The 15043-nt window shown below is 73.0% G+C and carries 14 protein-coding genes; 9 read left to right on the forward strand and 5 right to left on the reverse strand.

The features are described from left to right. Positions 1-2: 2 nt before the first annotated feature. Positions 3-872 carry a uracil-DNA glycosylase gene (locus AOQ37_RS31950; protein ID WP_234437068.1) on the forward strand — a complete coding sequence of 290 codons (870 nt, stop codon included), beginning with the start codon at positions 3-5 and terminating at the stop codon, positions 870-872. A 7-nt stretch (positions 873-879) separates the two neighbouring features. Here the strand turns inward: AOQ37_RS31950 and AOQ37_RS31955 are convergent, their stop codons facing one another. Beyond that, positions 880-2337, reverse strand: a complete 1458-nt coding sequence (locus AOQ37_RS31955; protein WP_062649582.1) for a LamG domain-containing protein — start codon at positions 2335-2337, stop codon at positions 880-882. Positions 2338-2395: 58 nt separating this feature from the next. Continuing rightward, positions 2396-3094 carry a GntR family transcriptional regulator gene (locus AOQ37_RS31960; RefSeq protein ID WP_062649584.1) on the reverse strand — a complete coding sequence of 233 codons (699 nt, stop codon included), beginning with the start codon at positions 3092-3094 and terminating at the stop codon, positions 2396-2398. Positions 3095-3247: 153 nt separating this feature from the next. On the opposite strand from AOQ37_RS31960, the gene AOQ37_RS31965 reads away from it, so the two are divergent. The 6 genes from AOQ37_RS31965 to AOQ37_RS31990 all read left to right on the forward strand — a co-directional run bounded on the left by AOQ37_RS31965 (position 3248) and on the right by AOQ37_RS31990 (position 9989). Continuing rightward, complete coding sequence (locus AOQ37_RS31965) at positions 3248-4726, forward strand: NCS1 family nucleobase:cation symporter-1 (RefSeq protein ID WP_062649585.1); 1479 nt, start codon at positions 3248-3250, stop codon at positions 4724-4726. A gap of 14 nt (positions 4727-4740) precedes the next feature. Next, positions 4741-5454, forward strand: coding sequence for an aspartate/glutamate racemase family protein (locus AOQ37_RS31970; protein WP_062649944.1), 714 nt, complete (start codon positions 4741-4743; stop codon positions 5452-5454). A 154-nt stretch (positions 5455-5608) separates the two neighbouring features. Continuing rightward, positions 5609-5992, forward strand: a complete 384-nt coding sequence (locus AOQ37_RS31975; RefSeq protein WP_062649588.1) for a hypothetical protein — start codon at positions 5609-5611, stop codon at positions 5990-5992. Positions 5993-6005: 13 nt separating this feature from the next. Continuing rightward, a complete protein-coding gene (locus tag AOQ37_RS31980) occupies positions 6006-6788 on the forward strand; it encodes a nucleotidyltransferase domain-containing protein (protein WP_062649590.1) in 783 nt (260 codons plus the stop codon). Positions 6789-6829: 41 nt separating this feature from the next. After that, entirely contained in the window at positions 6830-7561 is a 732-nt protein-coding gene (locus AOQ37_RS31985) for a DUF7873 family protein (protein ID WP_062649592.1), read from the forward strand. Between the two features lie 538 nt (positions 7562-8099). Next, on the forward strand, positions 8100-9989 hold the full coding sequence (locus AOQ37_RS31990; RefSeq protein WP_062649594.1) for an FUSC family protein: 1890 nt from the start codon (positions 8100-8102) through the stop codon (positions 9987-9989). A gap of 129 nt (positions 9990-10118) precedes the next feature. Here the strand turns inward: AOQ37_RS31990 and AOQ37_RS31995 are convergent, their stop codons facing one another. Next, positions 10119-11081, reverse strand: a complete 963-nt coding sequence (locus tag AOQ37_RS31995; RefSeq protein WP_062649595.1) for an endonuclease/exonuclease/phosphatase family protein — start codon at positions 11079-11081, stop codon at positions 10119-10121. A 279-nt stretch (positions 11082-11360) separates the two neighbouring features. Here AOQ37_RS31995 and AOQ37_RS32000 point away from each other — a divergent pair, with 279 nt between their 5' ends. Both AOQ37_RS32000 and AOQ37_RS40935 read left to right on the forward strand, forming a co-directional pair. Next, the gene (locus tag AOQ37_RS32000; protein WP_062649597.1) at positions 11361-12008 is read left to right on the forward strand and encodes a DUF899 domain-containing protein; all 648 of its coding nucleotides are present in this window, start codon (positions 11361-11363) and stop codon (positions 12006-12008) included. Between the two features lie 153 nt (positions 12009-12161). Continuing rightward, on the forward strand, positions 12162-12338 hold the full coding sequence (locus AOQ37_RS40935; protein ID WP_199825112.1) for a DUF8839 family protein: 177 nt from the start codon (positions 12162-12164) through the stop codon (positions 12336-12338). A 4-nt stretch (positions 12339-12342) separates the two neighbouring features. Here AOQ37_RS40935 and AOQ37_RS32005 read toward each other — a convergent pair whose 3' ends face one another. Then, the gene (locus AOQ37_RS32005) at positions 12343-14208 is read right to left on the reverse strand and encodes an ABC transporter ATP-binding protein (RefSeq protein ID WP_234437076.1); all 1866 of its coding nucleotides are present in this window, start codon (positions 14206-14208) and stop codon (positions 12343-12345) included. Positions 14209-14549: 341 nt separating this feature from the next. Next, the gene (locus AOQ37_RS32010; RefSeq protein WP_062649599.1) at positions 14550-14996 is read right to left on the reverse strand and encodes a hypothetical protein; all 447 of its coding nucleotides are present in this window, start codon (positions 14994-14996) and stop codon (positions 14550-14552) included. Positions 14997-15043 lie beyond the last annotated feature (47 nt).

A 15043-nucleotide genomic window follows, 5' to 3' on the forward strand; every position in this document is an offset into this window, starting at 1 on the left:
TCATGGACGCCACCGAGGCCCCCTCCGACCCCGCGACCTCTTCCTCTCGCTCCACGGCCTCCCCCGCACCGGCCGCCCCCTCGGCCCTGGCCCTGCTGGATCGGCGGGTCGGGGAGTGCCGGGCGTGTCCCCGGCTGGTGGCCTGGCGTGAGGAGGTCGCCCGGACCAAGCGGGCGGCGTTCGCGGACTGGACGTACTGGGGTCGGCCGGTACCCGGCTTCGGGCCGTCGGACGCCCGGCTGCTGATCGTCGGACTGGCCCCCGCCGCGCACGGCGGGAACCGTACGGGGCGGATGTTCACCGGGGACCGCTCCGGTGACGTGCTGTACCGGGCGTTGTACGACGTCGGGCTGGCGTCGCAGCCCACGGCCGTGTCCGTGGACGACGGGCTGGAGCTGTACGGCGTGCGGATCACCTCGCCCGTGCACTGCGCACCGCCCGCCAACAGACCGACGCCGGGGGAGCGGGACACCTGCCGGCCCTGGCTCGTGCGGGAGCTGCGTTTGCTGCGGCCCACCTTGCGCGCGGTCGTCGTGCTCGGTGCCTTCGGTTGGCAGGCCGCGCTGCCCGCGTTCGCTGAGGCGGGCTGGACCGTGCCCCGGCCGCGGCCGCCCTTCGGGCACGGCGCCCGGGTACGGCTCGGCGGCCCGGGCGGCCGGGAAGGGCCGGACGGCAGGGCCGTTCCGGACGGCAGGGCCGTTCCGAACGGCAAGGGGACCCCGGAGGGACGGGACGAGCCTGACGGCGTCCACGGCCTCGACGTCTTCGGCTGCTTCCACGTCAGTCAGCGCAACACCTTCACCGGCCGGCTCACTCCCGAGATGCTGCGCGAGGTGCTGCGCACGGCCTCGGGGGCGGCGGGGCTGTCGTGAGCTCCGGTCAGGCGACGCGTGCCGCGGTGACCGGCCGGGAGGCGACCGGGTATGCCTTGTCCTTGGCGGTGTTGACGCTCCAGCGGTAGCGGGAGAACTCCCCGGTGGCGGTGGAGGCGTAGAACATCATGTGGCCGATGCCGACGCCCTCGAACTGCTCCTCCGCGAGGAGGCCGACCATGCGGGTGTCGGGATACCTGGGGTAGTTGGTCAGGGCGTACACGCCGTGCGGTTCGGCCGTGCAGTCGACGACCTCGACGGCGTACTGGGTCTCGCCGGTGAAGTCGGCGACCCCGCTGAAGACGCCCTTGACCTCGCGGACCATGACGATGTGGCCGGTGTTGCCCTCGACCTGGCCGTTGTAGTCCACCGCGATCAGATCGCCCGGCCGGAGGTCGGCGACCTTGCGGATCCGCCGGAAGCGCGGGCCGGCGGTGCCGTCGGCGAACGCCTTGCGGTAGTCGGCGGCCTCGGGGATGCGGTCCTGGAAGTACTGGGTGAAGTAGGCGTCGGTGGCCCAGCCGTAGGTGTGCCTGAGCACCCGGGTGATGAAGGACGAGCAGCGGGCGCGGGCGATCCAGCTCGACGGGTCGTCGGGTGCGCCCCAGGTGACGGTCGACGCGGAGCCGACCAGGTAGACGTTGTTGAGGCCGGCCGTGCGGCCGCTGATCAGGGAGACCTCGTCGGCGCTCAGGGCGCGGCCGTAGGCGCGCACATCGTCGACGGAGCCCTTGAAGTGGTTCACGTAGGCGCCGTTCCAGCGGGCCCGGCCGATGTTGAAACCCTCGGTGGCGGCCCAGGACAGCACGGCGTCGGCGGTGCCTTCCGGCACGCCGTTCACATACAGGTGGAGCGTGCCGCCGTCCCACACTCCGGTCAGGTGGGTCCATTTGCCGGGCGTGACGGTGGTGGTGGCGAGGGCGGAGATCTTGACGCTCTGGTCCTCGGCGCGCACCTTGAACGCCCAGGCGCCGGCGGTGTCGTCGTACTGGAGCAGGAAGCGGCTGCACCCGGTGCCGTCCTGGCTGACCGCCGTGTACATGTTCGTCAGGACGGCGTCGTCCGCGAGGCGTACCCAGGCGGAGACCGTGAACGGCGCCGTGGTGTCGAGCACGGAGGCCGTGGCGGCGTAGGACGCGTCGAGGGTCAGTTCGCCGCCGGCCCGCAGGGTGGTCCAGCCGGCGCCGGGGCCGGGAGTGACGGGGTGGTCGCGGCCGGAGCGGTCGGCGCCGGAGCCGTCCAGTGGCCAGTGTCCGGCGAGGCCGGTGGGCAGGTAGCCGGCCGCCAGGAGTCGCTGGTACTGGACCATCTGCTCGGCCTGGGCGAGATGAGGTGTGGTGAGAGGGGTGAACGGGGTGTCCAGCGGGGCGTCGGCGGTCGCGCTGCCGGCCGCGCCCAGCACGCCGGTCACCGCGCCGGCCCCCACGAGTGCGGCTCCGCTCAGCAGTCCGCGTCTGCTCACCATGGTCGTCTCCCCGTTCCGTCGGCCGCGTGTGCGCGCCTTCGGACACCTGCCCGAAGGGTCAGGGGATTCTAGGCGGAGCGTGATCGGGGGAGGGCGGGACCTCCGGGAGGCCGGCCTCCCCGAACAGGTGCCGGACCGTGGAGCGGTAGTTGGCCTGTACGTGGTCCAGGGCGTGGGCGCGGGCGCGGTCCGGGTCGCCGGAGGCGATGGCGTCGTAGAGGTCCTGGTGTTCGGTGAGGAGTTGGGGCCATTCCTCGTTGCGCCGGGTGAGCCACTGCAAGCGGCCGGCGACCGGTTCCATGACCGAGATCAGCAGGGTGTTGCCGGCCATGGCGAGGAGCCGGTCGTGGAAGCGGGTGTTGATGTCGGTGATCGTCTCGGCGTCCCCCGCGGCGGTGGCGCTCGCCGCGCTCGCCAGGAGGGCGCGCAGTTCGGTGAGGTCCTCCGGGGTGGCCCGGGCGGCGGCCAGTCCGGCCGCGTACACCTCCAACGCCTCGCGCAGCTCGAAGAGTTCCTTGACGTCGGTAGGGCTCAGTGGCCTCACGACCGTGCGGCGCGGGGTCTCGAACAGGACGAAGCCCTCGGCGACGAGTGCCCGGATGGCCTCCCGGACCGGGACCCTGGACACGCCGAAGCGGTCGGCCAGTTCGCGTTCGACGAGCCGGTCGCCGGGACGCAGGCTGCCGGCGATGATCTCCTGCCGCAGGGACCCCAGGACGCGCTCGCGCACCGCTCCGAGGGGTTCGATCTTCGTCATGGGCCCATCTTCGCCGATGCGGGAGGGCTTTTACGGAGCCGTAACGGGACGGACATCGGTCAGAACGCTTGACGGCGGGACCATGGCGGCAGTTTGGTATACCAAACGGTCCGGCCCGTAGTCCTCCTCCGTCCCTTCGCTCAGGGAGGCCCCGTGTCCCTCGCCGACAGCGCCGAAGTCACCGGCGCGCCAGCGTTCGTCCCCGACCCCAGGCTCACCAACGAAGACCTCGCGCCCGCCGGGAAGCGGAACTGGAAGGTCTTCGACCTCTTCGCCATGTGGATGTCGGACGTCCACAACCTCGGCAACTACACCTTCGCCGCCGGACTGCTGGTCCTCGGTATGAACGTGTGGCAGATCTTCACGTCCCTCCTCGTCGGCTTCGTGCTCATCTACATCGGCATGAACTGGATGGGCCGGATCGGCCAGCGCCACGGGGTGCCCTTCCCGGTGGTCAGCCGGATCAGCTTCGGCGTCTGGGGCGCCAACATCCCGGCCCTCATCCGCGCCGTGATCGCCATCATGTGGTACGGCATCCAGACCTACCTCGCCTCGGTCGCCGTCAACGTGATGCTGCTGGCTGCCTGGCCCGGCCTGGAGTCCTGGACGCACCACTCCTTCCTGGGCCTCGACGCGCTGGGCTGGCTCTCCTTCGTGTCCCTCTGGCTGGTCCAGGCGATGATCATCAGCCGGGGCATGGAGTCCGTGCGCAGGTTCCAGGACTTCTGCGGTCCGGCGATCTGGCTGGTGATGATCGCGCTGGCGGTGTGGGTGCTGTCCAAGGCGGGCTGGACCCTCTCGCTCACCTCCACCCCGCACCCGGTCTCCGTGGGGGAGCAGTGGCGGCAGTGGTTCGGCGCCATCGGCCTGATCCTCGCCACCTACGGCACGCTGATGCTGAACTTCTGCGACTTCTCCCGCTTCGCACCCGATTACAAGACGGTCCGCCGCGGCAACTTCTGGGGGCTGCCGCTCAACTCGACGGCTTTCGTGGTGGTCTCCGTGATCGTCACCGCCGGCTCGCTCGAGGTCTTCGGCGAGGCCATCACCGACCCGGCGGAGCTGGTCGCGAAGGTCGGCAACACCTGGGTGCTCGTCCTGGGCGCCCTCACCTTCGCCGTCGCCACCATGGGCGTCAACATCGTCGCCAACTTCGTGTCGCCGGCGTACGACCTCGCCAACGTCTGGCCGCAGAAGATCACCTTCAAGGTCGGCGGCATGATCAGCACGGTCGCGGCGCTCGTGGTCACCCCGTGGAACCTGTTCTCCAACCCCACGGTCGTCAACTACTTCCTCGGCGGGCTCGGCGCCTTCCTCGGCCCGCTGTTCGGCGTGATCATGGTCGACTACTACTGGGTAAAGCGCGGCCGTGTCGACGTGAACGAGCTGTTCGACGCCACTCCCGGCTCCCGTTTCTACTACCGCGGGGGCGTCAACCCCAAGGCGCTGTGGGCGTTCCTGCCCTCCGCGGCGGTCGCGGCGGTGCTCGCGCTGGTCAAGACCTTCAGCGATGTGGCGCCGTACTCCTGGTTCATCGGGACGGCCCTGGGGGCCGGACTGTACGTGCTGCTGTGCCGAGAGGAGCGGGCCGCCGGATCCGCGGTCGCCGTCGAGCGGCCCGTGGAGGTCTGAGCAGCGTGCGGAACGTGCGGATCGTCGTCACCAACTGCAACACCACGCGGGAGATGACCGAGGAGATCGTGCGAGGTGCCCGGGCCGCGGCAGGCCCGGGCACCACCGTGACCGGACTGACCCCGGCCTGGGGCCCCGAGTCCGCGGAGGGCTGGCTCGACAGCTTCCTCTCCGCCGCGGCCGTCATGGACGCGCTGCGGACCTACCGGGGGGCGCCCTACGACGCCGTCGTCATGGCCGGTTTCGGTGAGCACGGGCGCGAGGGCGTACGGGAGTTGGTGGACGTGCCCGTGGTCGACATCACCGAGGCCGCGGCGCATCTGGCGTGTCTGCTGGGGCGCCGGTACGGGGTCGTGACCACCCTGGAGCGGTCCTGCGGCCAGATCGAGGACAGCCTGGAGCTGGCCGGCGTGGGCCGCAACTGTGCCGCCGTCGTCGGCACCGGGCTCGGCGTCCTCGACCTGGGCGACCGCGACCGCACCGAGGCGGCCTTCCTGGCGGCCGCCGAGCGCGCCCGGGCGGCGGGGGCCGAGGTGCTGGTCCTGGGATGTGCCGGGATGACGGGACTGGAGCGACTGGTGGGCGACAAGCTGGGCCTCCCGGTCGTCGACGGGGTCGGCGCGGCCGTCAAACTGGCCGAGTCCCTGGTCACCCTGGGCCTGACGACCAGCCGGACGGGGACACTGGCGAAGCCGGTACCGAAGCGCAGGACCTGGGGGGCCGGATAGCCGGGCGGCGGGACCCCACGGGATAAGCGGTGGACATCGCCGGGCTGTGTTCGCCACGCTGCTGGCTGTGCGGAGCAGGCGGCTGGGTCGATTCACGGCGGCGGACTTCTTACGGGCCTCGCCGGAGAGTCCGGCGGGCCCGCGGAGGTCTGCCATGTCCCGTACCGTCCACCACGTCCGCCCGCGGCACCGGGTCCGGCCCGATGACCGGCCGTCCCGACGGCAGGGCTGGAGCACCGGCCACCGTCTCGGCGAACTGCGCTACAGCGCCGGAGAATCGGCCCGCGCGCTGCGCGAGCGGCGTCGGCCGGTGCCCCTTCCGCTGGTGCGCGTATTCCGCTCCCACACCTTTCCCCGGTCCCTGAACGCGGAGATCGACGGCCCCTACGAGTCCCGTGCGCGGGCCGCGCTGTCCGTCTTCCGCTCGACCGCCCGCAACCGTCTTCGCGCCGCCCCGCCGGGCGCGCTGCTCGCCGTCGCCGAGGACCTGGACCATCCGCCGACCCGCCACCGTCACCGGAACGTGTGGGACTGCTGATCGGAAGCCGCCCATGACCCCCGCATCCGCCTCTCCCGCCGACCGGGACTTCCTCGGTGAGATCACTCGTCGTCTCGCTTCCCTCCCCCATGTCCGGGCCGTCGCTCTCGGGGGTTCTCGGGCTCAGGGGACTCATCGGGCCGACAGTGACTGGGATCTGGCGGTCTACTACCGGGGTTCCTTCGAGCCGGCCGGGCTGCGGGCGATCGGCTGGGAGGGGGAGGTGTCGGAGGTCGGCGGCTGGGGTGGCGGGGTGTTCAACGGGGGTGCCTGGCTGACGATCGACGGGCGGCGGGTCGACGTGCACTACCGGGATCTCGACGTCGTCGAACACGAGTGGGCGGAGGCGGCCGAGGGGCGCTTCCGGGTGGAGCCGCTGCTGTTCCACCTCGCGGGGATCCCGAGCTATCTCGTGGTCGCCGAGCTGGCGATCAACCAGGTGCTCAGCGGTGAACTCCCGCGTCCGGACGGCTATCCGGACGCGCTGCGCCGGACGGCGGGCGAGCGCTGGCACGGGACGGCCCGCGCCACCCTCGCCTACGCCCTGGCCCACCACGCCCCGGCGGGCCGTCTCGCGGAGGTCGCCGGCGCCGTCGTCACCGCCGCCGTACAGGCGGGCCACGGGATCCTCGCGGCCCGGGGGGAGTGGGTGACGAACGAGAAGCGGCTGCTGGAGAGGGCCGGGCTGCGGGGCGTCGACGCCGTCGTCGCGGACCTGCGCGGGTCCGGTCCCGGCGTCCTGGCGGAGGCGCTGGAAAAGGCCGGCCGTCTCTTCGGCCCGCACCCCGTGCAATAACCCGTTGGGATGACGGTGCCGGAGCAACTACCGTCGTCGTCGTGGCGAAACTCAATCAGATCATCGCAGTCGAGAAGGGCATCAAGTCCAAGGCCCACCAGGACCTGAGCACGGCTCAGCACGGACTCCAGAAGCCCGCGCTGCTGGCCGGCATCTCGCGGACCTACCAGCCCAAGGACGAGGAGGGCGAGCAGCTGCCGCCCGAGTCGACGCGGGTGCAGGTGAAGGCCGAGGACGTGCTGCGGGAGACCGCGGCCACCCTGACCCGGCTGTTCGACGTGACCGCCACGAAGGACTGGGCCAACTGCACCGCCCGCGCCGACGTGAAGGTCGACGGCCGTGTACTCGTCGCCGAAGTACCCGTGTCCTACCTGCTCTTCCTCGAGAAGCAGCTCGTCGACCTGACCGCCTTCGTGCGCAGGCTGCCGGTGCTCGACGCCTCCGAGTCCTGGGCGCAGGACCCGTCCACCGACGCGTGGAAGACCGAGCCGGTGCGGACGCTGCGCACCAAGAAGGTGCCGCGCAACCATGTGAAGGCGGAGGCGACCGACAAGCACCCGGCGCAGGTCGAGGTGTACTACGAGGACGTGCCGGTCGGTTACTGGACGACCGTGAAGTTCTCCGGGGCCCTCCCCGCCCGCCGGGTCAACGAGCTGCTGGCCCGCCTGGAGAAGGTGCAGCAGGCGGTGAAGTTCGCCCGCGAGGAGGCGAACGGCGCCGAAGTCGTCGACCAGCGGGTCGGTGACGCCGTGTTCGGCTATCTGTTCGGGTAGCCTTCGAGACTCCCCGGTCCTTCGTGACCGGGGTGCGCGAGGAGCGCAAGCTGAAGCTGAAGCTTGTCGTGACGAGCGAACCGTACCCGCCGAGACATCCAGGGACGGATCGCGTTGAATCTCAGACTCTCGCTCCAGACTCAGCATTCGCCGCCGATCGCCGGAGCGACCGGGCCCAGGCCCCCGGACGTCGAAGTGCCGGTTCAAGTCCGGCCCGCGCAGCTCGATGCGCGGTGGTCCAAAGGCAGGACGCGACGACATCACGACTGACCTGGGTCCTCAAGTGCGCCGGTGTGCGACATGGGCGGCTCCACAGGGGCCGGGGGCAGGCTACGCCCCCGGCCCCGCTCCCGTTTCCGGCCTCGCGTTCATGAAGAACCCGGGATCCGGGCCAGGTGTCACCTCGCCGAAACGCAGCCGTCCCCGCCTTCGCGAGAACACCCCGTACCGTTGACACCACAGCTCACAGCTCACAGCTGACAAGCCCCGGCCACCGTCGCCCGAAGGCACACCCCGCCCTCGTCCCGACAGGAGCTCCGTGTCCCCGCGCCCGCACATTCCCGCACGCGCACGCACCCCCCTCACCGCCCTTCCACCCTGGCTCGCCCACGCCCTGCGCACCCAGCGCGGGCCCGTGCCCTGGAGCGCGGTCACCCGGGGAGCACTGGCCGCCGGGCCGCTGCTCCTCGTGTCCGTCCTCGCCGGCCGGATCTCCCTCGGGGTGATCGCCGCCATCGCGGCGATGCTCGCCGGGATCAACGACCGGCCCGGCAGCAGGCGGACCGCCGTGAAACGGCTCGGCGCCCCCGCGCTCGTCGGTGCGGGAGGGCTGCTCGTCGGGACCTATGTCGGGGATCACGTCGGGGCCGTCGCGCTGACCGCCGTCCTCACCGGACTCGGGCTCCTCGCCGGCGGGATGAGTGCCATCGGGCCCGTCGCGTCCGGCGCCGGCACGCAGTTGCTCGTCGCCTCCGCGATCGGGGCCGGGATGCCCGTCCCGGAGACCGGGTGGCTCCGCGCCCTCGCCTTTCTCGCCGGGGCCGGGTGGCTGCTCGCGCTGCGGCTCGTGCTGCCCACCCCCGGCGCGATGACCGGCGACTTCCGCTTCGACGGCGAACGGGACGCGGTCGCCCGCGTGTACGACGCCGTCGCGGAGTTGCTCGACGCCGCGGGCACCGGGCAGGCCACCGCCCGGCGCGCCGCGCTCACCGCCGCCCTCGACCACGCCCAGGACGCGCTCGCCGGCCCCCGGCTCCGGCGCGGGGCCGGCTCCGCCGCCGAACGCAGGCTGCGCGCCCAGTACGCCGCCGCGCTGCCCCTGGCCGAGGCCGCGACCGCCCTCGCCTGGGCCGCGGAACCCCTCTCCGAGCGGGCCTCGGCCGGGCCCCGGCGGCTCGCCGCCGCCGTCCGCGGGAACACGCACACCGGGCCGCTGCCCGCGCCCTCCCGGTCCGCCCCCGCACTGCGCGCCCTCGACGACGCCCTGCTGCACGCCGCCGACGCCTTCGACCAGGGCGGCGGCGGGGACCTGCACGCCCGCCGACGGGGCGTCCGCGACCTGCTGCGCACCGCGTTCGGGGCGGGCGGCCGCGAGTACGGGCTGCGGGTCGCCCTGTCCTTCGGGGCCGGCGCCGCCGTCGCGCAGGCCCTCTACCACTCCCAGTGGTACGGCCGGCACACGCACTGGTACTGGCTGCCCGCCACGGCCGTCTTCCTGGTCAAGCCCGACCTCGGACCGCTGGTCTCCCGGGTGCTCTGCCGGGCCGCGGGGACCGTGCTCGGGGCGCTGCTCTTCGCCGGTCTCGCCGCCGTGCTGCCCCGGCCGGAGGGGCTGGTGGCGCTGGTCGCGCTGTGCGGAGCGCTCATCCCGGTGTCCACCCGGCACTTCGCCGCCCAGACGGCCGTCGTCACCGTCCTCGTGCTGTCCCTGGTGATGGTCGGCGGGGAGCCCCAGGCCTCCACAGCCCGGATCGCGGAAACCCTGCTGGCCTGCGCGATCGTGCTGATCGTCGGACATCTGCCGATGCCGGGGGAGCGCGGCGGCCAGGTACGCGCCCGGCTCGCCGCGGCCGCGGGCGCCGCGCACGCCTACCTCACCCATGTGCTCGACGGCCCCGACGACCGTGCCGCCCGCTGGACCCTGCGCCGCGAGGCCTACCGCGCCCTCGCCGAGGCCCGGACCGCCATCGCCCTCGCCGCCCACGAACTGCCGGCCGTCGCCCGGCACACGGAGGGCACGGACGAGGTCGCCGCCGTCCTCGAACGGCTCGTCGACACCACCACCGCCTGCGCCGTCCACCTCGACGACGCCGGACGGCTCACCGCACGGCACCGGGAGCGGCTCGCCGAACTCCTCGACGAACTCGCCGCGGGGCGGGACCGGGTGGGCCTGCGGGCCCCCGTGCCGGACCTGCCGGTGGCCGGATAGCCGGGCAGGGCGCAGCCCGGCCCTGCCCGCACTCGCTCCGGCCCGCTGCGCCCTGCCCTGCTGGCACTCGCTCCCGCCCGCTGTGCCCTGCCCTGCCCTGCTCTGGCCGTCGGTGGACTGTGCTGTCCGTCAGTCGATCCGCACCCACACCGGGGCGTGGTCCGACCCCGGTTCGTTCCTGCGCGTCGCCGGATCGGGACCCACCGACGGCAGCCGCGATCCCTTCGGCGCCCCCGGCCCCGCATCCGTCCCCGTACCCGCCGACGTCAGCCGGTGGACCAGGCGGTGGCTCGTCAGGATGTGGTCGATCAGCTCGCGGCGACCGGAGTTGATCCGCGAGCAGCGGCGGTCGGCGGGGATCAGCGGCGCCACGTCCCACAGGCGGTCGGCGTCGCCCCGGTCGGGCGCCTCGAACCCGCGGGTGCCGATCTCCGAGCCGGGCGGACCGAGCAGGATCTGCGTGGTCGCCGCCTGGACCTCGTCGTTCAGATCGCCCAGCACCGCCACGTCACGCGCGCGGCCGTCGCCGTCCAGGAGATCGTCGGCCAGCGCGCGCAGTGCCGTCGCCTCCGCGGCCCGGCGGTAGAGGGCGTACGCGCCGTAGCGGGCCCGTTCGCCCTCGTCGCGCGGGAAGAAACGATCACCCGGGTACGACAGCAGCTTCGACTTCAGATGGGCCACCGCCACCCGCAGCGGCCCGGCCGGTGTGACCGTCTCCACCGCGAGGAAGCCACGGCCCGAGCCGTCCGCGGTGGCCCTCGAGTCGTCCGCCTGCACGGGCCGCAGCCGCGCCGGGTACGCGCGCGTGTCGGCCAGCACCTCCAGGGGCGTACGGCTGATCACGCCGACCCGGATGCCCCGGCCGTCGGGATGCGCGGACAGCGCCGCGTGCCAGGTGCCGCCCACCGTCTCCAGCAGGTCGGCCAGCGCCTGAGGTTCCCCGATCTCCTGGACGCCGAGCACGGCCGGATCGAGCGCGGTGACGACGGCGGCGAGGGCGGCGAGCTTCGCCTCGTAGGCGGCCTTGTCCCGCGGGCCGTACGGACCTCCGGGCCGATAGAGGTTCTCCAGGTTCCAGGTGCCGAGGAGCATGCCGGGCTCCGATCAGAAGGTGTCGTGGCGCCAGGGTGCCCGCCCGCCGGGCCCGGCGACAGGTCCGGGACAGGATGCGCGCCACGGCTCACCCGGGGGCACGACACCGTCGTACGTCGAGACGATGACGCCTTCTCCACCGCCCTCCCCGGGGCACCCGGAGCATCCGGAGCGCCCGGCTCCCCCGGGGCACCCGGAGTATTCGGAGCCGGACGGCGATGAGTTTCGTGCCGCGCGCGAGTCACCCCTTCGACGGACCGTCGCACAGGAGGGGCAGCCATGGCGCATCCGGAGCTTCCGGAGATCGTCTCGCGCGAGGAGTGGCGCGCGGCGCGCGAAGAACTGCTGGCCAAGGAGGAGGCGGTGGCACGCGCGCGGGACGCGCTGAGCGCCGCGCGACGCTCACTGCCCATGGTCGAGGTCGACAAGGAGTACGTGTTCGAGGGCGGCGACGGCAAGGCCCGGCTCCTCGACCTGTTCGGCGGCCGCGGACAACTCGTCGTCCACCACTTCATGTTCGCCCCCGAGTGGCGGTCCGGCTGCCGCTGCTGCGCCGCCTTCCTCGACCAGGTCGGCCATCTCGCGCACCTCGACGCGTGCGGCACCTCGTTCGCGGTGGTGTCCCGGGCGCCGTTCCCGCGGATCCTGCCGTTCAAGGCGCGCATGGGCTGGACGGTGCCCTGGTACTCGTCGTACGACGGTGATTTCAACGGCGACTTCGAGGCGACGGTGGGGCAGCCCGGCGGCCTCGCCGAGCGGCCGGGGGTCAGCTGCTTCCTCCGGGAGGGCGACCGGGTCTTCCACACGTACTCGGTCTTCGACCGCGAGCTCGACCGGCTCGGCCCCGCGACGACGTTGCTGGACCTGACGGCACTGGGGCGGCCGGACGGCGTACGCCTCCGCTACCACGACGAGTACGAGTACTGACACGGAGTGTGCCCGACATGTTCGTAAGGTGACCGGATTCTCACACTCTGCGGTGAGCGCGTGTCAACTACGTCTCAGTACCGCAACCTGCCGAGGCCATCACCCTCCCAAGAGCGTTAACTCCTACAAGCAGACGCTGATCGGAGGTGCGAGATGGTGAACGGGCGGACCGTGCTCGAGCGCTTTCCCGCGGGTGGGCCGCGAGGCTCGTGGCCGGCGGAGGAGTTCGCGCGGGCGCGACGGATGGAAGGGCTGGCCGCCGAGGTCGTCATGGACCTCGACTCGGACACCTTCCTGGTGGTCGTCCGGGGCGGCGACACCGCGCGGTGAGGCGTCAGCCCGCCTGTGAGGGGGCGGGCACCTGCGCCGTGAACTGCTCGGCCTGGAGCGTGTACAGCTCGGCGTAGACACCACCGCCCGCCAGCAGCTCGTCCGGGGTGCCGGACTCCACGAGCCGGCCCTGGTCCAGGACGTGCACCAGGTCCGCGTGCCGGACCGACGCCAGCCGATGGGTGATCAGCACGACCGTCTGGCCGCTGTCGGCCAGCGCGCGGATCTTCTCGAAGACCTCCAGTTCGGCCCGGGCGTCCAGGGCCGCCGTCGGCTCGTCCACGATCAGGATGCGTCCGCGCCGATAGGCCGCGCGGGCGATGCCCAGGCGCTGCCACTGGCCGCCGGACAGCTCGTGACCGCCGCTGAAATGCCGGGCCAGCAGGGTGTCCAGGCCGCGCGGCAGGTCGTCGACCACCTCCTGGGCGCCCGCCTCCGCGACCGAAGCGGCCAGCCGTTCCTCGGTGAGCGGCGCGGCGGACCGGCCGATGGCGACGTTGACCCGGGCCGTGAACGGCCACCGCTTGAAGTCCTGCGCCACCATCGCGATGCGCTCGGCCAGCTGGTGCCGGTCCGCGTCCGCCGCGTCCACGCCGTCCCACAGGATCCGTCCCCGGTCCGGCCGGTACAGCCCTGCCAGCAGCTTCACCAGGGTCGTCTTGCCGGAGCCGTTCTCACCGACGAGCGCGATGATCCGGCCGAGGGGCAGCGCGAGGCTGACGTCGTCGAGGGCGGGACGCGCGGACTCCCCCGGATAGCCGAACGTGACGTTCTCGAACCGGATCTCGCGCGGGTCCTCCGGCAGGGCCGCGCCGCCCACCGGGATCGCCCGGTCGGCCGCCTCCACGTAGAGACGCTGGAGGTCGCCCACGAACAGGGCCTCCTCGTGCAGCTGGTTGACCTCCAGGACGAGGGTGTTCAGGCTCGCCGAGCCGCTGCGGATCGCGATCACGGCCGTGCCCGCCACCGCCAGCGCCATCGTCCCGGTGAGCAGCAGTCCGCCCAGCGTGGCGTAGGTCGCCAGGGTCGCCAGGCCCGTCCAGGTCGCCGCGAACAGCCCGGTACGGGCCGCGAGCCGGGCCAGCCGGGCCTGCTCCGCCTCCGCCGTCTCGGACATCGCGCGGAAGTGCCGCAGCAGGAAGGGGCCTACGCCGTGGACGCGGATCTCGGGCGCGGCCGCCGGCTCGGTGAGGAGTTCGGCGATCAGATGCCCCGCGCGGGCGTGCTGCACCCAGGTGTGGAAGGACTCGTAGCGGCGCCGGGCGTTGGTGAGGGCGCTCCAGGCGCTCGGCAGGGTCATCGTGACCAGCAGCGGCAGCAGGAGCGGGTGGAGCACGGTGAGCACCCCGGCCGACGCGGCCAGCGAGATCATCGCGTTCACCACCCGCGTGCCGTGACTGATCATGTAGCGGCTGGACCGGGCGCCGTACTGCGCGGTGTCCAGCAGCTTGTGGAAGGCGTGGTCCTCGATCGCGGAGAGCTCGACGGCGGCCGCCCGCTCCAGATACAGCTCGGTCGCCACCCGCTCCACCTTGGGCTCCAGCCGCCCGGTGGCATACGTCGACGCGGCCCGCAGCAGTGCACCGACGAGCAGGACGACGGCCATGGCGGCCAGCGCGGGGGCGGCGCCGCGCAGCCGGTCCTCGATCGGGCCGCCGGTGATGAGCCGGCCCAGCACGGCGTTCATCGCGAGCAGGCCGATCGCCTGCGCCACGCCCCGGGCGATCTCGGCGGACAGCACGATCCGGGCGGCCTTGGGGTCGGCCTGCCGGGCCAGCCGGAAGCTGGTGCGCAGGAGGGAGGGCAGCCGGGTGAGCATGGCGCGGAAGTTCAGCTCCAGAAAGGCGTCCCGGTGCTGGTTCCATCCCATGTCGTAGCGGAGCGGGCCGCCGAAGAGGAGCCGCTCCGACTCGGACACGTCACGCTCGTCGGGCCCCTGGGGCGGGAGGTTCTTCCCGGCCGCCGACGTCTTTCCGGTCGCCCGTGGCGTCCCGGCCTCGCGTGTCTTCCCCGCCTCCTGTGCCGTGCCCGCCTCTCGTGCCTCTCCCACCGTCGGCCCTCCCCGGTCGCGATAGTCGACGAACGGCCACTATCGCGGGACGGAGCGGGGCAGGGCAGGGCGCGGGAGGGGAGAGCCGGGACGCGCGGGCGTGCGCCGGGACGGCCCCGGGACGGGCTAGCGGTGGTGCGGAGGGGACTTCTCGGAGGGGCTCAGGCGCTGATCGCCCGTGACCAGGTGGGCGTCGTGCCCGTGAGGCGGCACAGCGCCAGGTAGAGGGGGATCGGCGGGGTGTACGGAAGCGTGCCGTCCGGTCGGTGGATGAGGCCGGGGACGTGCGGCGAGTCCGGCAGGAGGGCGCCCGTGGCGTAGTGCGCGGGGGCGGGCCATTCCAGGGCGTAGTCGGAGTCCGAGGGCACCAGCCACCACCAGCGTGCCTCGTCGGCGTAGACGCACCCCACCCGCGGCAGGCGCGGCATCAGCAGCGGGCCGAGCCGGGCGGGGACGGAGACGGCGTCGCAGCCCAGCGGGGCCGTCATGCCGTCGGGCACGGCCAGCCGGCGCGGCGGCTCGGGGGTGTGCTTACCGCCCGGCCCGCGCTTGAGGCGGACGAGCGTGTCGAGGGTCAGCAGCGGAGCCCTGCCGGAGACCGCGCTCATGCCCTTCCCCGCTCGCGGCCGTGCTCGAGCGGGAGGGGTCCGGCGGA

Origin of the sequence: Streptomyces maremycinicus (assembly GCF_001184025.1) — a bacterium.
GTDB lineage: Bacteria > Actinomycetota > Actinomycetes > Streptomycetales > Streptomycetaceae > Streptomyces > Streptomyces maremycinicus.